Origin of the sequence: Micromonospora sp. NPDC049114 (genome assembly GCF_040648635.1) — a bacterium.
GTDB lineage: Bacteria > Actinomycetota > Actinomycetes > Mycobacteriales > Micromonosporaceae > Micromonospora.
On the sequence record NZ_JBEZEA010000016.1, the window covers coordinates 58557 to 78583 of the forward strand.

Below are 20027 nucleotides of genomic sequence, written 5' to 3' on the forward strand. Positions count from 1 at the left end.
CGCCCCGGCCCGTCCCGGGGCCTGAGAGGATCATCGGGTGAGCCCGGACAACCCCGACCCGCAGCGGCACGTCGACGACGCCGACCGGCCCGCCCCACCCGCACCGTCGGGTGCGGCACCCGCCGACAGCGGGTCGGCCGTGCCGCCACCAGCCGTGCCGCCGCCCGGGTTCGACCCCGGCGAGGGTCCCACCCTGACGGCGTACCAGAGCGGACCGGAGCTGACCCCCGACGAGCCCCGCCGCCCGTTGCGGACCGTGGCGGCGGTGCTCGGGGTCGTGCTCGCCCTGGCCGTGCTGGGCGGGGCGCTCGGGCTGCTCTGGGCCGTGCTCGCGCCGGACACCCCGGTGCTCAAGACCGCCGAGGGCGCGATCTACGCCGAGCCCCAGCCGGAGCAGCCGATCGCCGCGGACGGCTGGTTCAGCCTGCTCGGGCTGGCCTTCGGGGTGCTCGCGGCGTTGGCCGTGTGGTTCCTGCTGCGCCGCCAACGCGGCCCCGTCGGGTTGCTCGGCGTGCTGCTGGGCACGTTGGCCGCCGCCCCGGTGGCCTGGCAGGTGGGGCGTCGGGTCGGGCTGGCGACCTTCGACCGGCTGTTGGACAGCGCCCCGGCCGGTCAGGCGTTCACCAAACCCGCAGACCTGCGCGCCGGCGGAATCGACTGGCTCTTCGGCGCGCTGCCCGTGCCGCACGGCAACCTGCTGCTGCCGGCGTTCGGCGCCGCTGTCACGTACACCCTGCTGGCCGGTTGGTCGCGCTGGCCGGGCCTGCGGCCGGAGCCGGACCCGGCGGCCCTCAGTTGGGCGTCGGTGGGGACGCCAGCTCCGACAGCGGCACCGGAACCGCCCGCACCTGGCGCAGCAGAGCCGCCTCGCGGTTGAGCAGTCGCAGCTCGGCGCGGAGCCGGGCGGCGGTGTCGTCGATCGCGAGCAGCCGCTGCCGGTCGTCGACGGTCAGCGCGGCGGTGGCCGCCACCAGGTGCGACAGCACCGTCGGGTCCTCCGGCAGCTGCTCGGAGATCTCCTCCGGGTCGGGGCGGATCAGCCCCAGGTACTGCCGGAACACCGCGATCACTCGGGCCGCCAGCAGGTCGGCCACCTCGTCCGGCCCGGAGGCCTCGGGCAGCCACTCGACGTCGGCGGTCAGGTAGGGCGCGGACGCGTCGTCGACGTCGGCGATCCGGAATCGGCGGCGCCCGACGGTGACGATGTCGAAACCGCCGTCGGCCAGCTCGGTGACCTGGCGCAACTCGGCGGTGCAGCCCACCTCGTGCAGGGTGACGTCGCCGACGCCGGTGCCCGCGCGGGCGCCGGGCCCGGCGGGCGCGACCTCCCAGCCGGCCTGGATGGCCACCACCCCGAACTCGCGGGACGCGCCCTTGGGCAGGTCGACCAGGTGCCGGACCAGGGCCCGGTAGCGCTCCTCGAAGATGTGCAGCGGCAGCACCAACCCGGGAAAGAGCACCGTTGCGAGCGGGAACACCGGCAGCCGTGCGGTCACGTGGTCGAGCCTAACCAATCGCGCCCGCGCCGGCGTGGCCCGGCTCACCGTCCCGCCGAGCGGGCGGCTGGGGTGAGCTCCGGTCGGGCCGCCTAGACTCGCAAGGGTGCTGAATCGGATCGACCTGCGCGACGGTCTCGTGGACCCGCGCCGCCTGCTGCCCCGTGCCCAGCTCGACGTGTCGGTGGCCGTCGAGCGGATCAAGCCGCTCGTCGAGGCGGTCCGGGAGCATGGGTACCCAGCGATCCGGGAGGCCAGTGAGCGGTTCGACGGCATCTCACCGGAGGTGCTGCGGGTGCCGGTGGAGGCGATCGCCGAGGCCGAGGGTGTGCTCGACCCGGCCGTGCGGGCCGCCCTGCTGGAGTCGATCGCCCGGGCCCGCAGGGTGCACGACGACCAGCGGCGCACCGACCACACGACCCGGGTGGTGCCCGGTGGCACGGTCACCGAGCGGTGGCTGCCCGTCGACCGGGTGGGCCTCTACGTGCCTGGCGGCCTGGCGATGTACCCGTCGACGGTGGTGATGAACGTGGTGCCGGCCCAGGCGGCCGGGGTGCGCTCGCTGGTGGTGGTCAGCCCGCCGCAGAAGGACAACGGCGGCCTGCCCGACCCCCGGGTGCTGGCCGCGTGCGCGCTGCTCGGCGTCGACGAGGTCTACGCCGTGGGCGGCGCCCAGGCGGTGGCGATGCTGGCGTACGGGTCCGCCGTCGACCCGACGGGCGCGCTGCGGTGCGAGCCCGTCGACCTGGTCACCGGCCCGGGCAACATCTGGGTGACCGCCGCCAAGCGGCTGCTGCGGGGTGTCGTCGGCATCGACGCCGAGGCCGGCCCGACCGAGATCGCGATCCTGGCCGACGACAGCGCCGACCCGGCGCACGTCGCCGCCGACCTGATCAGTCAGGCCGAGCACGACCCGCTCGCCGCGAGCGTGCTGGTCACCCCGTCGCTGGCGTTGGTCGAGGCGGTCGAGACGGAGCTGGCCCGGCAGGTGCCCGCCACCAAGCACGCCGAGCGGGTGACCACGGCGCTGACCGGTGAGCAGAGCGGCGTGGTCCTGGTCGACGACCTCGAGGCGGGGCTGCGGGTGGTCGACGCGTACGCCGCCGAGCACCTGGAGATCCAGACGGTCGACGCCCGGGAGTGGGCGCTGCGGGTGCGCAACGCCGGAGCGATCTTCGTGGGCGCGTGGTCGCCGGTGTCGCTCGGCGACTACTGCGCCGGCTCCAACCACGTGCTGCCCACCGGCGGCTGCGCCCGGCACTCGTCCGGGTTGTCGGTGCAGTCGTTCCTGCGCGGCGTGCACCTGATCGAGTACACCGAGGCCGCGCTGCGCGAGGTGGCCCCGCACGTGGTCGCCCTGGCCAACGTGGAGGACCTGCCGGCGCACGGCCAGGCCGTGCAGGCCCGCTTCCCGGGAGGGGTGGCGTGACCTCGCTCGATGATCTGCCGATCCGCGACGACCTGCGCGGGCTGTCGCCGTACGGGGCGCCGCAGCTCGACGTGGCGGTGCGGCTCAACACCAACGAGAACTCCTACCCGGTGCCGGAGCCGGTCGTCGACGCGATCGGCAAGGCGCTCGCCGCCGAGTTGCGCGACCTGAACCGCTATCCGGACCGGGACGCGGTGGCGCTGCGCGCCGACCTGGCCGGATATCTCGGGCACGGCCTGACCGTCGAGCACGTCTGGGCGGCCAACGGTTCGAACGAGATCCAGCAGCAGTTGTTGCAGGCGTTCGGTGGGCCGGGGCGCACCGCGCTGGGTTTCGTGCCGGCGTACTCGATGCACCCGCTGCTGGCCCTGGGCACCGGCACCCGGTGGGTGCCCGCCCAGCGCGGCGTCGACTTCGGGCTGACCGCCGACGAGGCGGTGGCGCAGGTCCGCGAGCACCGGCCCGACGTGGTCTTCCTCTGCTCGCCGAACAACCCCACCGGCACGGCGCTGGACCCGGCGGTGGTCGCCGCGGTGCTCGACGTCGCGCCCGGCATGGTGATCGTCGACGAGGCGTACGCCGAGTTCGCCCGGCCGGGCACGGTCAGCGCCCTCGCGGTGCTGCCCGGCCACCCGCGGCTCGTGGTCACCCGCACGATGAGCAAGGCGTTCGGCTTCGCCGGTGGCCGGCTGGGCTACCTGGCCGCCGATCCGGCGGTGGTGCGCGCGGTGCAGCTGGTCCGTCTGCCGTACCACCTGTCCGTGCTCACCCAGGCCGCCGCCCGCGCGGCGCTGGCCCACCGCGACGCCCTGCTGGGTACGGTGAGCGCGATCATGGCCCAGCGGGACCGGATCGTCGCGACGCTGCGCGAACGGGGCCTGCGGGTGGCCGACAGCGACGCCAACTTCGTGCTGTTCGAGGCCGGTGGCGACCAGGCTGCCGCCTGGCAGGCCCTGCTGGCGCAGGGGGTGCTGGTCCGCGACGTCGGCCTGCCCGGTTGGCTGCGGGTGACCGCCGGCACCCCCGACGAGACCGACGCCTTCCTAGCCGCAATGGAGACCGTGCGATGGGAGCGCGAGCAGTGAGCTTGCGAGCCCCGCAGTCGCGACCGAAAGGTATGCAATGAGCCGGACCGCCCGGGTGGAGCGGATCACCAAGGAAACCAAGGTTCTCGTCGAGATCGACCTCGACGGCACCGGCACGGCCGAGATCAGCACCGGCGTGGGCTTCTACGACCACATGCTGAACCAGATCGCCCGCCACGGCGGCTACGACCTGACCGTGCGCACCGTGGGTGACCTGGAGATCGACGCGCACCACACGATGGAGGACACCGCGCTCGCGCTGGGCGCCGCGTTCGACCAGGCGCTGGGCGACAAGGCCGGCATCCGGCGGTACGGCTCGGCGACCGTCCCGATGGACGAGGTGCTGGTCCGGGCCGCGGTGGACCTGTCCGGCCGGCCGTACGTGGTGCACGACGAGCCGGTCCTCGCGCCGTACATCGGGCCGGTGTACCCGACCAGCATGACCCGGCACATCTGGGAGTCGTTCGGCCAGGCGGCCCGGATCACCCTGCACGTCGACGTGCTGCGCGCGGCCCGTCCCGGTGGGCACCCGGACGCGCACCACGTGGTGGAGGCCCAGTTCAAGGCGGTGTCCCGGGCGCTGCGCGAGGCCACCGCGATCGACCCGCGGGCGGCGGGCGCGATCCCGAGCACGAAGGGGGCGCTCTAATGGGTGCCGCGTTGCCGACGTTGCTGCTGATCCTGGCCGGTGTGCTGGTGGGTGGCGCGTGGTCGCTGCACCGGCAGGGTGCGCCGAGGGCCGCGGTGGTGATCACCGCGGTGCTCGCGCTGCTGGCCACGGCCGCCGGGGTGCTCCGGCTGATCCCGGAGTCGGGGTCGTGACCGCCGACGTGGTGGTGCTCGACTACGGCTCGGGCAACCTGCGCTCGGCGGAGCGGGCGCTGGCCGCCGCGGGCGCGTCCGTCCGGGTGACCGACGACCTCGCCGCGGCGGCCGCCGCGGACGGTCTGGTGGTGCCGGGTGTGGGCGCCTACGCGGCGTGCATGGCGGGTATCGAGGCGCTCGGCGCCGGGCCGGTGATCGCGGAGCGGGTGGCCGCGGGCCGGCCGGTGCTCGGCATCTGCGTGGGCATGCAGGTGCTCTTCGAGCACGGCGAGGAGCACGGGGTGGTGACGAAGGGCCTGGGGTTGCTGCCCGGTGGGGTGACCCGGTTGGCCGCGCACCGTCTGCCGCACATGGGCTGGAACACGGTCCGCGCGCCGCGGGGGTCGGTGCTGTTCGCCGGGTTGCCGCCGGAGAGCCGGTTCTACTTCGTGCACTCGTACGCGATGGGTGACCCGGCGGCGTTGGCGGCGGCGGGGGCCGTGGTGACGACGGCGCACCACGACACCGACTTCGTGGCCGCGGTGGAGCGTGGGCCGCTGTCGGCGGCGCAGTTCCACCCGGAGAAGTCCGCCGAGACCGGTGCCGCGTTGCTGCGCAACTGGCTCGCCACTCTGCCCGCCGGTGACTGAGCGCCGGCACCGTCCGGTGTCCGTCCGGCGGGCGTCGCGGTGAGCCGGGAGCGGGCCCGTCGGCGGGCCGAACGTGAGGCTGACCTGGCGCGGGAGCGGGCGGCCCGGCAGCGCCGGGTGGCGCGTCGGCAGCGCCGCCGCGCGGTGGTCCGCCGGTTGACGCCGCAGTTGCGGCGGGGCCGCACGGGCCGGTTGGCTCGGCACACGCGGGGTGAGCGGGCGGCGATCGTGCTGCTCACCGTGGCGGCGATGATTGTGATCTGGACGTTCGTCGACGATGTGGCGTTGCGTGTCGCGCTGATCGTGCTGTTGCTGCTCGTACTGCCGGCGATCGTGGTGATCGCCCTGGACCGCCGTACCTGATCGAGGAGATGACGTTGAGCCTCACCCTGTTACCCGCCGTGGATGTCGCCGACGGCCGGGCTGTCCGGCTCGTGCAGGGCGCCGCCGGCAGCGAGAGCGTCTACGGCGACCCGTTGGACGCGGCGCTGGCGTGGCAGCGCGACGGCGCCGAGTGGATCCACCTGGTCGACCTGGACGCGGCGTTCGGCCGGGGCACCAACGCGCACCTGCTGGCCGAGGTGGTGCGCCAGTTGGACGTGCAGGTGGAGTTGTCCGGCGGCATCCGGGACGACGAGTCGCTGCGGGCGGCGTTGGGCACCGGCGCGAGCAGGGTGAACATCGGCACCGCCGCGTTGGAGGACCCGGTGTGGTGCGACCGGGTCGTCGGGGAGTACGGCGACCGGGTCGCCATCGGGCTGGACGTACGCGGTCAGACCCTGTCCGCGCGGGGGTGGACCCGGGACGGCGGTGACCTGTACGAGGTGCTGGAGCGCCTGGACAAGGCGGGCGCCACGCGGTACGTGGTCACCGACATCACCAAGGACGGCACGATGCGTGGGCCGAATCTGGATCTGCTGCGCGAGGTGTGCGCGCGTACCGACCGGCCGGTGATCGCCTCGGGTGGCGTGTCCACCCTGGACGATCTGCGGGCGCTGGCCACCCTGGAGCCGCTGGGCGTGGAGGGCGTGATCGCCGGCAAGGCGCTGTACGCGGGCGCGTTCACGGTGGCCGAGGCGCTGCGCACGTTGGCCGAGGCGTGACTGTCACCCGGCTGGGTTCGGGAGGGCCGTGGGAGCAGAGCTACGGCTATTCCCGGGTGGTCCGGGCCGGTGACCTGGCCTGGACGGCCGGCTGTACGTCCACTGTCGACGGTCGGGTGGTGCACGTCGGGGACGCCGCCGCGCAGACGGCGCAGGCGTTGCGGATCGGGTTGGCGGCGCTCGCCGAGGTGGGCGTGCAGCCGGGTGACGTCGTCCGGACCCGGATGTACGTGACGGACCGGCTGCACGCCGACGAGGTGGGTCGGGCGCACAACGCGGTCTTCGGGGCGGTCCGTCCGGTGGCGACGCTTGTGGTGGTGGCGGGTCTGCTCGATCCGGAGCATCTGGTCGAGGTGGAGTTGGAGGCGTTCGTCGGCGAGCGCTGAGTCGCCGGTGGTCCTCGTCACGGCCGCGTTCCGGCCCGATAAGTTGTGCACAACTTAATTGCGGGCTACGGTTCAGTGGTGACCGATGACCTGGTGCTGCGCCGGCAGGTGTGCTTCGCGCTCTACGCCGCGTCGCGCGCCCTCACCGACGTGTACCGGCCGATCCTCGACGAGTTCGGGCTGACCTACCCGCAGTACCTGGTGCTGCTGGTGCTCTGGGAACGTCCCGACGACGCGCCCACGGTGTCCGAGCTGGGCGCCGAGCTGCGGCTGGACTCCGGCACGCTCTCCCCGCTGCTCAAGCGGCTTCAGGGTGCGGGCCTGGTGGTGCGGCGGCGGTCGGCGCGCGACGAACGGCGGGTCGAGGTGGGCCTGACCGAGCAGGGTCGGGCGCTGCGGGAGCAGCTCTGCGACGTTCCGCTGCGGATCGCGCAGGCCACCGGGCTGGGCATCGCCGAGCTTGTCGCCCTGCGCGACACGCTCACCCGGGTCACCGAGACCATCCACCGACAGAAGGAGCAGTGACTCTCATGCAGGTTCTCTACACCGCGTCCGCGACCGCCACCGGCGACGGCCGGGACGGCCACGTCGAGACCTCCGACGGCACTCTCACGCTCGACCTGGCGGTGCCGAAGGAGATGGGTGGCGCGGGTGGCGCCGCCAACCCGGAGCAGCTCTTCGCCGCCGGCTACGCGGCCTGTTTCCACAGCGCCCTGCGCCTGGTGGCCCGCCGCGCCAAGGCCGACGTGACCGGCTCCGTCGTCGCCGCCGAGGTGGGCATCGGCCCGAACGGCAGCGGTGGCTTCGGGCTCACCGTGCAACTCGTCGTCGACCTGCCCGCCGTCGCCCGCGACGCCGCCGAGCAGATCGTCGAGCAGGCCCACCAGGTCTGCCCGTACTCCAACGCGACCCGCGGCAACATCGACGTCGCGCTGACCGTCCGCGAGACCCTGGCCGCCTGACGTCGCGGACCCGGACCCCACCCGCGGACGAGAGGACGACCACCCGATGACCAGCAACCGTGAGATCCACCTGGCCAGCCGCCCCGAGGGCTGGCCCACCGAGGACACCTTCCGGCTCGTCGAGACCGACGTCCCGACGCCCGGACCGGGCCAGATCGTGGTCCGCAACCAGTTCATGTCCGTCGACCCGTACATGCGGGGACGGATGAACGACGTCAAGTCGTACGTGCCGCCGTACGCCCTCGACGCCCCGCTCGACGGGGCCGCGATCGGTGACGTGGTGGCCAGCGAGTCGGCCGACCTCGCGGTCGGCGACACAGTGCTGCACGGGCTGGGCTGGCGGGAGTACGCGCTGCTCGACGCCAGCGGCGCGCGCAGGGTCGACCCGGCCCTCGCCCCGGCCAGCGCCTACCTCAGCGTGCTCGGCATGCCCGGGCTGACCGCGTACGCCGGTCTGCTGGAGGTCGCCGCGATGAAGCCCGGCGAGACGGTCTTCGTCTCGGCTGCGGCCGGCTCGGTCGGCAGCCTGGTGGGTCAGATCGCCAAGCTCAAGGGCGCCGGCCGCGTCATCGGCAGCGCCGGCTCGGCCGCCAAGGTCGAGCGGCTGCGGGCGCTGGGCTTCGACGCCGCGTTCGACTACCACGACGGGCCGGTCCGCGACTCGCTGCGGGCCGCCGCCCCGGACGGCGTCGACGTCTACTTCGACAACGTCGGCGGCGACCACCTGGAGGCGGCGATCTCGGCCATGAACCTGCACGGCCGCGCCGCCATCTGCGGCATGATCGCGCAGTACAACGACACCGAGCCGCCCGCCGCGCCCCGCAACCTGTCGCTGGTCATCGGCAAGCGGCTCACCCTGCGCGGCTTCCTGGTCAACGACCACAACCACCTGCGGAAGGCGTTCGTCAACGACGTCGCGGGCTGGCTGCGCGAGGGCACGCTCTCCTACGACGAGACGGTCGTCGACGGCATCGAGAACGCCCCGGCGGCGTTCCTCGGCCTGCTGCGCGGCGAGAACCTGGGCAAGATGCTCGTCCGGGTGTGAGCACCCGCACATCGCGTACGGCGGTCGGCCCGGTCGGGTCGGCCGCCGTGCCACGCACGGAAGATAGGGTGGCGGCATGACGGTGGCGGTACGCGTGATCCCCTGCCTCGACGTGGACGCCGGGCGCGTGGTCAAGGGGGTCAACTTCGTCGACCTGCGGGACGCCGGCGACCCGGTGGAGCTGGCCGCCGCGTACGACCGGGCCGGCGCCGACGAGCTGACCTTCCTCGACGTCACCGCCTCCTCCAGCGACCGGGGGACGATGCTCGACGTGGTGCGCCGCACCGCCGAGACGGTCTTCATCCCGCTGACGGTCGGGGGCGGGGTCCGGCAGGTCGGCGACGTCGACACCCTGCTGCGCGCCGGCGCGGACAAGGTCGGCGTGAACACCGCCGCCATCGCGCGGCCGGAGCTGATCGCCGAGATCGCCGACCGGTTCGGCCGGCAGGTGCTCGTGCTCTCCCTCGACGTACGCCGCGCCCCGGCCGGCGGCACGCCCAGCGGGTTCGAGGTCACCACCCACGGTGGCCGGCGCGGCACCGGCATCGACGCGGTGCGTTGGGCGCGGCAGGTGGCCGAGCTGGGCGCGGGGGAGATCCTGCTCAACTCGATGGACGCCGACGGCACCAAGGCGGGCTTCGACCTGGAACTGATCGGCGCGGTGCGGGCCGTGGTGGACGTGCCGGTCGTCGCCAGCGGCGGGGCCGGCGAGGTGGCGCACTTCCCGCCCGCGATCGGGGCCGGGGCCGACGCGGTCCTCGCGGCCAGCGTCTTCCACTTCGGCGAGCTGACGGTGGGCGAGGTCAAGGACGCCCTGCGCCGCAGCGGCCACCCGGTGCGCTAGCGGGCCCGTAGCGAAGGAGGACCACGTGAAGCGCGACTTCCTGACCACCTCCACCTGGCGCAAGAGCAGCCGTAGCCTGAACGAAAATGCGCAGTGCGTCGAAGTCGCTCTGGCGTCGCACGCGGTCGGCATCCGTGACTCCACGGACCGGTGCTGCCCGTCGCTGGTCGTGACCGTGGCGGCGTGGACGGCATTCATCGACGGGGTCAAGCACGCCAGCCCGCGGCCCTGATCCGCGCAACTCGAACACCGATGCCGCTGATCCGCTCTGGCTGCCCGCCGTGTCGATGTGCTGTTGAGCGGTATACCTCAGAGGTATCAATATGACTCTCAGGTATACCGCTCACCACCGCATCCGCCCCCACGGCGGTGACCGAGGGCCACCGCCGACCGCCGGCGCAGGCTGACGGCGGACCCAGATGGTACGCGTCGTGTGCGACCAAGTCTGCGAATGCTCCCGCCCATGCCCAGCACCGCGCGCGGGTGCCGCAGACCGGGCATCGTCCGTGTCGCGGCTCGTGCTCGGCCAGAATCCGCCACCAGCGGGCCAGTTGCTCGGCGGTGGGTGCACTCACCGGGCTCCACTCATGTTCGCGCGGATCGCCGCGACCGAAATCCGTGCGTCGAAGCACCAGCCGCCCGCACAGTCCGGTACGAGGCCAGCACAGGTGTGCCCGCGCAGCCGCACCATGCCGCCGACCGGCTGGTGGTCTACCACCACCGTCCACACCAGTTCGTCGCGGTTGGTGGGGTTGGGGGTGATCTCCCATGCCAGCAGGTGCAGCAGGGTGCCCACTGGCACGTGAAGGCTGTCGGTCATGGTCGGCTCCGGGGGCAGGGGGTGACATCACTCAAAACGGCAGCGAGTTTCCGAGGCAAGTTGCTGTCCCAGGTGGGCTGACACGTCGAGCGTGGCCGATAAGCTGCCCGTACGGCAGGCGTGCCCGTTGTGCACACGCTCCTGCACACGCTGGGAGCCGACCATGGACGCTTTCGGGAAGCTGCTCCGGCAGCATCGGGAGAACGCCGGACTGTCCCAGCGGCAGCTCGGTGCCTCGGGCCAGATCGTGCTGGGCCGGCGCTGGTGGCAGACCGCCCATCGGATCGCCGACCAGTCCGAGGACTCCGATACCCGGGTGTTGGTGCGGGCGTGGGATGTGGTCAACGGTTGCTACGACGGACGTGCGCCGTTGGCGGTCGTCGCCCTGTCCGACGACGTGCTGCCGCTGCTGGGTCGACAGGCCACGTCCGCGGTGTGCGGACTGCTCGCCGGCCGGGCCCAGGCACTCTCGTTGGCCGGACGGCATGCGGAGGCGGTGGCGACGGTGCGGCAACTCGTCGACGTCGCTCAGCGGTTACCAGCCGCAGTCTTGACCGATGTGGAGTCGCTGTGGGGATGGCCGGAGCATCGGATCCACCACACTGAATCGTGGGTGCACACCCACGCCGGCCGGCTGGGCGACGCCGAGGTCGCGCAGGAGTTGGCCCTCGGCCTGTATCCGGCCTCGCAGACCCGGCTACGTGCGCAGGTGCAACTGCATCAGGCTGCCCGCCTGATCCGTGGCGGGCACATTCCCGACGGATTGCGGTGTGCCGCCGACACCCTCGACGCGCTGCCGGCCCACCTGCACAACCACTCGCTGCGGTCCGTGGCCGCACAGGTCGCGGATGCGGTACCCACAGTGGAACGATCGCGGCCCGCGTTCACTGATCTCGCCGACCGGATGCGGACCTAGGCTCCGCTGCCATGCCCGTGACGTACATCGTGCATGACGCCGAATCGGCCACGGACGTCCTACCGGCGCTCGTAGGTCTCTACGCGGTCGTCTACGCGGAGCCACCGTACGTCGAGGGACCGGAACAGGTGGCCGCGTTCGCCGCCGCCCTGCCCGACGAGACGAGGCGTACCGGCTTCACCCTCGTCGTCGCCGACGACGCGGGCGACCTGGCCGGTGCGGCGTACGGGTGGACGATGGCCGCCGGCCGGTGGTGGACGCGTGCCGACATCGAGCCTCCCGCCGATCTTCGGGCTGCCGAAAAGTTCGCGGTCATGGAGTGGATCGTGCGTCCCGACCGGCGCGGCGAGGGCATCGGCGCGGAACTCATCCGCCGGCTCCTGGACGGGCGGCCCGAACGGTGGGCGACGCTCGCGTCCAACCCGGCGTCACCCGCCCGTGCCATCTACCAGCGCGCGGGATGGCAGCAGGTCGGCGGGTCGGCCCTGCCAGACGGCACACCCATGCACCTGCTCGTCCTGCCGTTACCCGCTGTGCCGGTCCGGCGTCGCTGACCCCCGGGCCGCATCCGCCGTGCCGCGCGACGATAGAGGTCAGTGGCCGCCGGACTGGCCCTCGGGTGACCGGCGGGGGGTCGGGATCGACCGGACCGCGTACTCCTGCACGGCCGCCGCGTGCTCGGCCTCGTCCAGGATCCAGTCGGCGCGGCCGGGCTCGTGCCGGCGGCTCAGCACGCCCTGCACGGTGTCCACCATGGTCGCCACCCCGGCGCGCGGCCGGGTACGCCAGAGCTGCTCACCCTCGGTGGTGATGCGGAACCAGCCGTCGGCGACGGTGACCAGGCCCGCCCCGACCAGCCGCTGCACCGCGGCCTCCACCTCGTGTCGCTGGGGAATCGCCTGGTTCAGGTGATCGGCGGTGGACAGCACGTCGGTCAGGCGTACGCCCTCCGGCCGCCGACTGGTCGCGGACCGTCGGTGTCGCCCGGCCCCGCTCGCGATCACCAACGACACGAAGATCCAGGCGTCGCTCCAGCGCCAACCGTTCTCCCCCATGCAGAGATGATGACGGCGAGCGTCCCGGAAGGGAACACCCACCCTCCAACGAGCCCGTTCGCACCATCGCGGAGTGCCGGCCCGTGAACGGTAGGTGAGCGCTCAGCCGGCCGGGGCGGGAGCGGCACCCGGCGGGTCACCCGCGGTGGCGCCCGGCCGGTCGCCGGCGGTCGCGTCCAGCGCGGGCACCGCGACGAGCGGGATGAAGAACTGCGCGAGCGGGCCGATGGCCAGCGCGTACGCGATGGTGCCCGGGCCTACCGTGCCGCCGAGCAGCCAGCCCAGCGCGAGCACGGTGACCTCGATGATCGTGCGCACCAGGCGGATCGAGCGCCCGGGCCGGCGGGCGACGTAGCCGGTCATCAGCCCGTCGCGTGGACCCGGACCCAACTGGGCGCCGAGGTAGAGCGCGGTGGCCGCGCCGTTGGCGACGATCCCGGTGACCAGCAGAGCGATCCGGACGCCGAGGGGGCCACCGGTGGGCAGCAGGGCCAGGGTCGCGTCCACCACCAGGCCGATCACCACCACGTTGCTGACGGTGCCGAGGCCGGGCCGCTGGCGCAGCGGGATCCACAGCAGCAGCACCAGGGCGCCGACGCCGATGGTGACGGTGCCGAAGGAGAGCCCGGTCAGCTTGGACAGCCCCTGGTGGAAGACGTCCCACGGGTCGAGGCCCAGATCGGAGCGGATCATCAGGGCCATGCTGACCCCGTAGAGGACGAGCCCGGCGTAGAGCTGGCTGAGCCGTCGCACCGGCCGCTGCCGCAGATTGCCAATCAGTGCCATGCATGCCACCCTAGGGGCCAATCCTCCCGGAGGAAGAAGCCAATATCCGAGGAGTGGCCATGACAGCTCAGGTGCGAGGCGTCCAATTGGCTCGGCTGCTGGGGCAGTGGCACGCCCTGCCGGGCCGTCGTCGCAGTCCCGACTACGCCGCCCTGGCCGGCGCGGTGCGCGGACTGCTCGCCGACGCCCGGCTCCCGCTGGGCGTGCGCCTCCCGGCCGAACGCGAGCTGGCCGAGGCGCTGCGGATCAGCCGCACCACTGTCACCGCCGCCTACCGGGAGCTGCGCGAAACCGGCCACCTGGCCAGCCGCCGGGGCGCCGGCAGCTGGACGATGCTGCCCGGCAACCACCGGGTCGCCAGCACCGGGCTGTGGACCCCGCTGGACGACCGGGAGATGATCGACCTCGGCGTCGCCGCGCTGGCGGCCCCGCCGCAGCTGCTCGCCGCCGCGCGGGCCGCCGCCGAGGATCTGCCCCGCTACCTGGGCGGGGCCGGCTACCACCCGACCGGGATCGGCGAGCTGCGCGACGCGGTGGCCGCCGGCTACACCGCGCGGGGGCTGCCCACCTCGGCCGACCAGATCATGGTCACCAGTGGGACCCAGCACGCCCTGGACCTGGTGCTGCGCCTCGCCCTGGCACCCGGCGGGAGCGTGCTCGTCGAATCCCCGACCTATCCCAACGCGCTCGCCGCGCTGGCCAGCCGTCGAGCCCGGATCACGACGCACGGGCTGTCCGCCGACTCCGGTGGTTGGGAGCCCGACCTGCTGCTGGGCAGCCTGCGGCAGACCCGGCCCAAGCTGGCCTACCTGATTCCGGAGTTCCAGAACCCGACCGGGCACCTGATGCCGTCCGCGCTGCGCGAGCAGGTGGTCGCCGCGGCCCACGCCGTCGGCACCGACCTGATCGTCGACGAGTCCTTCGTGGACCTGCCGCTGGACGGCACCGAGCTGCCCCCGCCCACGGCCACGTTCGACAGGCACTCCCGGGTGGTGAGCATCGGGGGGATGAGCAAGCCGTACTGGGGTGGCCTGCGCATCGGCTGGGTACGCGCCTCCGCGCCGCAGGTGCAGCGGCTGGCGGCCGTCCGGGTCGGCGTGGACATGTCCAGCCCGGTGCTCGACCAGTTGGTAGCGGTGCACCTGCTCAACGACGCGACGGCCATCGTCGCCGACCGCCGGGCCCAGCTCACCGCCCAGCGCGACGCGTTGCTGGCCGCGCTGGCCCACCGACTTCCGGACTGGCGGGTGACCGTGCCACGCGGCGGCGTCACCCTCTGGGCCGAGCTGGACGGCCCGGTCTCCAGCGCGCTCGCCCGCGCCGCCGAGGAGGTCGGCGTCCGGCTCGCGCCCGGCCCCCGGTTCGGTCTGGACGGCACCCTGGAACGCTTCCTGCGGCTGCCGTTCACCCTGCCGGCCGCCGACCTGGTGGAGGCCGTGGAGCGGATCGCCACGGTCCGCTACGACCTGGACCGGACCGGCCGGCAGCGATGGCGGGAGCCGTCAGTCATCGCGTGAGCCCGGCACGGCAGAGCGCGTGTCGCCAGTGCCCGTCTGCTCAGAACGCGTCTTCGACCCGGCCGCGACTGCCACAATCCCCTGGTGGGCGAGGGCGGGCGGACACGCGGGGTGCAGCGGAGCGCACCCGGCTCCCGGGCCACCCGCCTCGAACTCTTCTACGACCTGATCTTCGTCTTCGCCTTCCTGAACGTCACCACCGCCACCGCCGCCGACCGGACCGCCCGGGGCCTGGTCCAGTGCCTGGTGGTGCTGGCGCTGCTCTGGTGGTGCTGGTCGGGTTTCGCCGTACTGGGCAACCTGATCCGCACCGACCAGGGCATCGTCCCGCTGGTCGGGTTCGTCACCATGGCCGCCGCCTTCGTGCTCGCGCTGAGCCTGCCGAAGGCGTTCGTCGACCGTCCCGGCGGGCTGTACGGCCCGCTGGTCTTCGCGGCCGGCTACTTCCTGGTCCGGGTCGGCGAGACGTCCATCTTCCTGTGGCTCGGCCGTCGGGACCGGGACGTGCGTCGACGCTGGCGGATGCTTGCCCTGCCAGTGGTGCTCGCCACGTCGCTCATCGTCGTGGCCGCCCTGGTGCCGCAGCGGCTCTTCGACGGCGCCGCCGAGGGGGTGTTCCGCCTGGCGCTCTGGCTCGCCGCCCTGGCCGTCGAGTACGGGGCCGGGCTGGCGTTGCGCGGCACCGGGTGGACGGTGCTCTCCGCCGGGCACTGGGCGGAGCGGCACGGCCAGATCGTCCTGGTCGCCCTCGGCGAGGCGATCATCGCGCTCGGGCTCGCTCCCGGTGGCACCGCCGCCCTGCCGCTCACCTGGCCGGTGCTGATCGCCGCGGTGCTCGGCGTCGCGGTGGCCGCGTCGCTGTGGTGGGCGTACTTCGACACGTTGGCACTCGGCATGGAACAGGCCCTGCACCGCACCCGCGACCCGGACGCCCGCGCCGCCATGGCCCGGGACGCCTACACCTACCTGCACCTGCCGGTCATCATCGGCGTCATCCTGTTCGCGCTCGGCCTCAAGGGGCTCATCCACGAGGGAGCCGCCCCCCACACGCCGAGCTGGGGTGTTCCGCTGCCGGGGTTCGACCTGTTGGCGCTCTACGGCGGGGTCGCGCTCTACCTGCTCGCGCTCATCGTGCTGGGCCGGTGGCTGCTCGCCGCCCCGCGTTGGCCCACGATCGGCGGCATCGTGCTGTTGCTCGTGCTGGTGCCGGTGGCCGGCGCGCTGCCCGAGCTGTTCGCGCTGGCCCTGTTGGCCCTCGCCGCCGCGCTGGCGGTGGGCGCCCAGACGGTCGTCGACACCCGACGCCGACGCAGGGTCCGGCAGGTGGCGCTGGAGGAGCAGCTCGCCGTGGAGGAGGAGCAGACGAGGTGGCGGGGCCACCACCTGTGAGGGCCCCGCGCCGGCGGGGAGCCGGGCACGGGACCCTCGGTCGGCTCAGAGCTCGGCGAGCGTGCCCGCGTACATCTTGTCGATCTCGGCGGCGAAGTTGCTCTCCACGCCACGCCGCTTGATCTTCAACGACGGGGTGATCTCACCGTCCTCGATCGTCAGGTCGCGCGGCAGGATCGCCACCTTCTTGATCGTCTCCCAGCGGTTGAGCTTGGCGTTGAGCTGGGCGACGTACTCCTCGACCATCGCCTGCGCCTCCGGCGAGGCGACGATCTCGGTGTAGTCGCGGCCCTCCAGCGGGCCGCCGGCCACCCAGCCCCGGATCGCGTCCGGGTCCAGCGTGACGAGCATCGTGCAGAAGTTGCGGGCCTGACCGACCACCACCGCCTGCGAGGTGTACGGGCAGATCGCCTTGAACATCCCCTCGATGTGCGACGGCGCGATGTACTTGCCGCCCGAGGTCTTGACCAGGTCCTTCTTGCGGTCGGTGATCCGCAGGTAGCCCTGCTCGTCCAGGCTGCCGATGTCACCCGTGCGGAAGAAGCCGTCCTCGGTGAACGCGGCGGCGGTCTCCTCCGGCAGGTTGTGGTAGCCGCGCATCACGGGCCGGCCACGGACCAGGATCTCGCCGTCGGTGTCGATCCGGCACTCCAGGTCGCCCATCGCCTGCCCGACCGTGCCGATCCGCAGCCCGGAGGGCGGGTTCACGAAGTTGCCGGCGCTGGTCTCGGTGAGGCCGTAGCCCTCGGAGATCGGCAGGTTGGCGGCGGCGAAGAAGGTGGCGATCTCGGGGCTCAGCGGAGCGGCGCCGGAGACCAGCACCCGCATCCTTCCGCCCAGGCGGGCCTGGAGCTTGCTGAACACCAGCTTCTCGGCCAGCCCGTAGCGCAGCTTCAACCCGGCCGGCACCGGCTTGCCGGCCTGCTCCAGAGCGACCTTCTCCTTGCCGACCTGGACACCCCAGGCGAAGATCTTCGCCTTCGCGCCGCCGGCGCCCTGGGCCGTGGTGACCGCCTTGTTGTAGACCTTCTCGAAGACCCGGGGAGCGCCGCACATGAGCGTCGGCCGGATCACCCCGAGCAGGTCGACAAGCTTGTCCACCCGGCCGTCGACGTAGGTGGGCAGGCCGACGTGGATCGCGCCGCACAGCAGCGTCTTGCCGAACGAGTGGGCCAGCGGCAGCCACAGGTACTGCAGGTCGTCGTCGCGCAGCAGGCCCACCTCGGCCTGCGCCACGGCCTCCCAGCACCAGCCGCCGTGCAGCAGCTCGACACCCTTGGGCTGGCCCGTGGTGCCGGAGGTGTAGATCAGCGTGGCCAGGTGGTCCGGGCCGATGCCGGCCACCAGCATGTCGATCAGATCGGGCTCGGCGGCCAGCGCGCGGGTGCCCTGTTCCTCCAGGGCGGCCAGGGTGAGCTGGGGAACCGCGGCGCTCGGGTCCGGGGTGCCGTCGAAGAGCACCACGTGGGTCAGCGCCGGCAGGTCCGCTCCGGCGATCTTGGCGGCCTGCGCCGGGTTCTCCGCGAAGAGCACCCGCGAGGCGGAGTCAGCGATGATGTATGTCGCGTCCGCCGGCTCGGTGGTCGGGTAGACGGTGGTGGTCGCCCCGCCGGCGCACATGATGCCGAGGTCGGCGACCACCCAGTCCAGCCGGGTGTTGGCGAGGATGGCGACGGGATTCTCCTGGCCGACGCCGAGCGCGTGCAGGCCGGCGGCGACGGCCTTGGCGCGCTGGCCGACCTGCTCCCAGGTCAGCCAGTCGGGGCCCGAGTCGTCAGGGGTCGGGGACGCGAACGCGTGTCGGTCGGGGGTGGCCGCCACGCGCTTGAGGAACATGTCCGGGATGGAACGGTACGGTACATCGAGAGCCATCGCTGTAGCCGCCTTCGGGGGTGGTGGCGTGACGGTCGTCACGTCATAGTGGTTACCGAAGAGTATTGCCTGGCACCGGGCATCGGCTAGTGCTGGTGATCGGCCGGCCTCCCCGTCGGCCGGCCGACCCACCCCTGATCAGGCGTACCGGGCAGCCACGAGTGACCAGTCGTAGGTTGCCCGGACCCAGTTGCGCCGCGCCGCCAACGGCGAATTCAAGGCCTCGACGCCGCTGGCCAACAACGTCTCCTCCGCCTCCAGGTACGCCGTCAACCCCCGGTTAAAACGGTCCGCGGCCGCCCGCAACGCGTCCGCCTCGTCCAGGCCGCCCTCCTGCGCGATGACCGTCACCAGATTGTGCGCGTCCGGGTCGGCCTGGCTCTCCTTGCCGTACGAGAAGAGGTCGTTGCACCAGCAGACGAGATCCACCGCCAGCAGGTCCAGTGCGCTCAGTGCCGGATCGGCACGCCGGGCCGGCCCGGGCGGCTGCTCCGACGCCAGGTCGGTGAGGGTGAGACAGGGGTGTACGCCGCCGGTGTGCCGACGCAGTTGGACGTACTCCGTCAGCCCCGGCACCCGCCGGCGTTCCCGGTTGGTGGCCTCCCACAGCAGCGCCAGCAGATACTGGCGCAGCTGACTGACGAACCGCAGCAGCATCGGCGCCCGGCCCTCGGCCCGGGTGCGCCGGCACAGGTCGTGCAGCGCGGCGCCCAGCGGGCCGGCGTCCGGCGGCGGTTCCGCGAGCGGGTCGCCGCACCGGTCCAGCACGTCGAGCAGCGCGGCGATGACCGGCGCCAGCCGGCCCGGGTCGGCCCCGAGGCCGTCCTCGTCGCAGGTGTCGTCCATGACGAACAGCCAGGAGATCAGGTCGGTGAGGAGCCGCAGCCCCTGCGCCGGCCCTTCCGGGCAGGCCCTTCCGGCCAGGCCGGCGGCGTCTGCCCGTTGTAGTCGATGAATCTGATGACCGGAATTGACCAGACCGAGAGCGCGCGCCCACTCGACGCTCTCGCTGGCTGCCCGATCCGTGTACTTGTGGCGCCCCGCCGTGAAGGAGGGTTCCCGTAGCGCCGTGATCGCGAAACTTCGCATCGTGTGCCCCCACATCGTGCCGCCCCGGCGCGGAACGGCGCGCTGAAGCGTACGGGAGGAGGTATCGGCGCGCATCGCTGGGACTGAGGCGGTTACCCGCAGTCCTGTGACCGATTAAGCGCAGTAAGTCACATGCCCAGGCTGGCGTTGCGGAGCTGTTGCGCGGACGTCGCCGAACCGTCCAGTTGAACCCGCGCCACCCGCTGGCGCCCGGAGAGGAACAGGGTCAGCTCGGCCGGGGCGCCCACCAACCGCAGCCGCTCGCCACCACGACCGACGGAGACCTCGCCGTGACCGGGCGCCTGCACGTAGAGGTCCGCCGGGAAGCGGCGCAGCGACAGCCGGGCGAGCGGGGCGACCCGCTTCCACAGGGTGGCCTGCAGACCGTGGGACAGGTCGCGCGGCTGCCACCCCGGGACGGCCCGCCGCACGTCCTCGTGGTGGATGAAGAACTCCACCGTGTTGACCAGCTCGTCGGTGAGCGGGTTGCTGATCGGGCTCCACACCGGCGGCCGGCGCACCTGCGCCACCAGCTCGGGGTAGGGCCCGGCCGCGAGTCGTCGGCGGACCCGTTCGGCGTGCCCCCGCAGCGGCGGCAGCAGGATCCCGCCGGCCGCGTCCGGACGGCGCTCGCGCAACACGAGGTGCGCGGCGAGGTCGCGGGTCGCCCAGCCCTCGTTGATCGTCGGCGCGTCGGGCCCGAGGGCCAGGAAGAGATCGGCCAGCGCCTCGCGCTCGGCTCGGGCGTACCGGGACATGGCCCGATCGTAGGCCCGCGG

At 73.0% G+C, this 20027-nt stretch carries 25 protein-coding genes; 18 read left to right on the forward strand and 7 right to left on the reverse strand.

Going from position 1 to position 20027, the window contains the following annotated elements; genetic code table 11:
* Window positions 1-37 precede the first annotated feature (37 nt).
* Complete coding sequence (locus AB0B39_RS29620) at window positions 38-877, forward strand: DUF2567 domain-containing protein (protein ID WP_357575946.1); 840 nt, start codon at window positions 38-40, stop codon at window positions 875-877.
* On the opposite strand, the gene AB0B39_RS29625 is transcribed toward AB0B39_RS29620, so the two are convergent.
* Complete coding sequence (locus AB0B39_RS29625; protein ID WP_357575947.1) at window positions 792-1496, reverse strand: LON peptidase substrate-binding domain-containing protein; 705 nt, start codon at window positions 1494-1496, stop codon at window positions 792-794. The genes AB0B39_RS29620 and AB0B39_RS29625 overlap by 86 nt on opposite strands.
* 106 nt (window positions 1497-1602) lie before the next feature.
* On the opposite strand from AB0B39_RS29625, the gene hisD reads away from it, so the two are divergent.
* The 13 genes from hisD (at window position 1603) to AB0B39_RS29690 (ending at window position 10036) form a co-directional block, all read left to right on the forward strand.
* The gene (gene hisD, locus AB0B39_RS29630; protein WP_234588032.1) at window positions 1603-2925 is read left to right on the forward strand and encodes a histidinol dehydrogenase; all 1323 of its coding nucleotides are present in this window, start codon (window positions 1603-1605) and stop codon (window positions 2923-2925) included.
* Window positions 2922-4010, forward strand: a complete 1089-nt coding sequence (locus AB0B39_RS29635; protein WP_357575948.1) for a histidinol-phosphate transaminase — start codon at window positions 2922-2924, stop codon at window positions 4008-4010. The genes hisD and AB0B39_RS29635 overlap by 4 nt, the downstream gene beginning before the upstream one ends.
* A 37-nt stretch (window positions 4011-4047) precedes the next feature.
* Window positions 4048-4659 carry an imidazoleglycerol-phosphate dehydratase HisB gene (gene hisB, locus AB0B39_RS29640; RefSeq protein ID WP_234588030.1) on the forward strand — a complete coding sequence of 204 codons (612 nt, stop codon included), beginning with the start codon at window positions 4048-4050 and terminating at the stop codon, window positions 4657-4659.
* Window positions 4659-4832 carry a hypothetical protein gene (locus AB0B39_RS29645; protein WP_357575949.1) on the forward strand — a complete coding sequence of 58 codons (174 nt, stop codon included), beginning with the start codon at window positions 4659-4661 and terminating at the stop codon, window positions 4830-4832. The genes hisB and AB0B39_RS29645 overlap by 1 nt, the downstream gene beginning before the upstream one ends.
* Window positions 4829-5464 carry an imidazole glycerol phosphate synthase subunit HisH gene (gene hisH / locus AB0B39_RS29650; protein ID WP_357498812.1) on the forward strand — a complete coding sequence of 212 codons (636 nt, stop codon included), beginning with the start codon at window positions 4829-4831 and terminating at the stop codon, window positions 5462-5464. The genes AB0B39_RS29645 and hisH overlap by 4 nt, the downstream gene beginning before the upstream one ends.
* A gap of 39 nt (window positions 5465-5503) precedes the next feature.
* Window positions 5504-5827 carry a hypothetical protein gene (locus tag AB0B39_RS29655; protein ID WP_357498810.1) on the forward strand — a complete coding sequence of 108 codons (324 nt, stop codon included), beginning with the start codon at window positions 5504-5506 and terminating at the stop codon, window positions 5825-5827.
* Window positions 5828-5841: 14 nt separating this feature from the next.
* Window positions 5842-6567 carry a bifunctional 1-(5-phosphoribosyl)-5-((5-phosphoribosylamino)methylideneamino)imidazole-4-carboxamide isomerase/phosphoribosylanthranilate isomerase PriA gene (priA, locus tag AB0B39_RS29660; RefSeq protein ID WP_234588027.1) on the forward strand — a complete coding sequence of 242 codons (726 nt, stop codon included), beginning with the start codon at window positions 5842-5844 and terminating at the stop codon, window positions 6565-6567.
* On the forward strand, window positions 6564-6953 hold the full coding sequence (locus AB0B39_RS29665) for a RidA family protein (protein ID WP_357575950.1): 390 nt from the start codon (window positions 6564-6566) through the stop codon (window positions 6951-6953). Before priA ends, AB0B39_RS29665 begins: the two co-directional genes overlap by 4 nt.
* Before the next feature lie 78 nt (window positions 6954-7031).
* Window positions 7032-7478, forward strand: a complete 447-nt coding sequence (locus AB0B39_RS29670; protein ID WP_234588025.1) for a MarR family transcriptional regulator — start codon at window positions 7032-7034, stop codon at window positions 7476-7478.
* A 5-nt stretch (window positions 7479-7483) separates the two neighbouring features.
* Entirely contained in the window at window positions 7484-7915 is a 432-nt protein-coding gene (locus AB0B39_RS29675) for an organic hydroperoxide resistance protein (RefSeq protein WP_357575951.1), read from the forward strand.
* A 46-nt stretch (window positions 7916-7961) separates the two neighbouring features.
* The gene (locus AB0B39_RS29680; RefSeq protein WP_357575952.1) at window positions 7962-8960 is read left to right on the forward strand and encodes an NADP-dependent oxidoreductase; all 999 of its coding nucleotides are present in this window, start codon (window positions 7962-7964) and stop codon (window positions 8958-8960) included.
* A 76-nt stretch (window positions 8961-9036) separates the two neighbouring features.
* On the forward strand, window positions 9037-9804 hold the full coding sequence (gene hisF / locus AB0B39_RS29685) for an imidazole glycerol phosphate synthase subunit HisF (RefSeq protein ID WP_357575953.1): 768 nt from the start codon (window positions 9037-9039) through the stop codon (window positions 9802-9804).
* A 25-nt stretch (window positions 9805-9829) separates the two neighbouring features.
* On the forward strand, window positions 9830-10036 hold the full coding sequence (locus AB0B39_RS29690) for a DUF397 domain-containing protein (RefSeq protein ID WP_357575954.1): 207 nt from the start codon (window positions 9830-9832) through the stop codon (window positions 10034-10036).
* A gap of 339 nt (window positions 10037-10375) precedes the next feature.
* Here the strand turns inward: AB0B39_RS29690 and AB0B39_RS29695 are convergent, their stop codons facing one another.
* Window positions 10376-10624, reverse strand: coding sequence for a hypothetical protein (locus tag AB0B39_RS29695; RefSeq protein ID WP_357575955.1), 249 nt, complete (start codon window positions 10622-10624; stop codon window positions 10376-10378).
* Between the two features lie 163 nt (window positions 10625-10787).
* Here AB0B39_RS29695 and AB0B39_RS29700 point away from each other — a divergent pair, with 163 nt between their 5' ends.
* Together AB0B39_RS29700 and AB0B39_RS29705 are read left to right on the forward strand one after the other, a co-directional pair.
* Complete coding sequence (locus tag AB0B39_RS29700; RefSeq protein ID WP_357575956.1) at window positions 10788-11540, forward strand: XRE family transcriptional regulator; 753 nt, start codon at window positions 10788-10790, stop codon at window positions 11538-11540.
* An 11-nt stretch (window positions 11541-11551) separates the two neighbouring features.
* Window positions 11552-12094: a GNAT family N-acetyltransferase gene (locus AB0B39_RS29705; RefSeq protein ID WP_357575957.1), complete on the forward strand. Its 543-nt coding sequence runs from the start codon at window positions 11552-11554 to the stop codon at window positions 12092-12094.
* Window positions 12095-12133: 39 nt separating this feature from the next.
* Here the strand turns inward: AB0B39_RS29705 and AB0B39_RS29710 are convergent, their stop codons facing one another.
* Together AB0B39_RS29710 and AB0B39_RS29715 are read right to left on the reverse strand one after the other, a co-directional pair.
* Window positions 12134-12595, reverse strand: a complete 462-nt coding sequence (locus AB0B39_RS29710; protein WP_357575958.1) for a hypothetical protein — start codon at window positions 12593-12595, stop codon at window positions 12134-12136.
* A gap of 102 nt (window positions 12596-12697) precedes the next feature.
* Window positions 12698-13381: a hypothetical protein gene (locus AB0B39_RS29715; protein ID WP_357575959.1), complete on the reverse strand. Its 684-nt coding sequence runs from the start codon at window positions 13379-13381 to the stop codon at window positions 12698-12700.
* A 59-nt stretch (window positions 13382-13440) separates the two neighbouring features.
* Between AB0B39_RS29715 and AB0B39_RS29720 the strand changes: the two genes are divergently transcribed.
* Together AB0B39_RS29720 and AB0B39_RS29725 are read left to right on the forward strand one after the other, a co-directional pair.
* Window positions 13441-14898, forward strand: coding sequence for a PLP-dependent aminotransferase family protein (locus tag AB0B39_RS29720; RefSeq protein ID WP_357575960.1), 1458 nt, complete (start codon window positions 13441-13443; stop codon window positions 14896-14898).
* Between the two features lie 84 nt (window positions 14899-14982).
* Entirely contained in the window at window positions 14983-16287 is a 1305-nt protein-coding gene (locus tag AB0B39_RS29725; protein WP_357575961.1) for a low temperature requirement protein A, read from the forward strand.
* 45 nt (window positions 16288-16332) lie between these two features.
* On the opposite strand, the gene AB0B39_RS29730 is transcribed toward AB0B39_RS29725, so the two are convergent.
* The 3 genes from AB0B39_RS29730 to AB0B39_RS29740 form a co-directional block, all read right to left on the reverse strand.
* Window positions 16333-18159, reverse strand: a complete 1827-nt coding sequence (locus AB0B39_RS29730; protein ID WP_234588016.1) for a long-chain fatty acid--CoA ligase — start codon at window positions 18157-18159, stop codon at window positions 16333-16335.
* 138 nt (window positions 18160-18297) lie between these two features.
* Entirely contained in the window at window positions 18298-19248 is a 951-nt protein-coding gene (locus AB0B39_RS29735; protein ID WP_357575962.1) for a terpene synthase, read from the reverse strand.
* Between the two features lie 128 nt (window positions 19249-19376).
* Entirely contained in the window at window positions 19377-20006 is a 630-nt protein-coding gene (locus AB0B39_RS29740; RefSeq protein ID WP_234588014.1) for a TIGR03085 family metal-binding protein, read from the reverse strand.
* Window positions 20007-20027 lie beyond the last annotated feature (21 nt).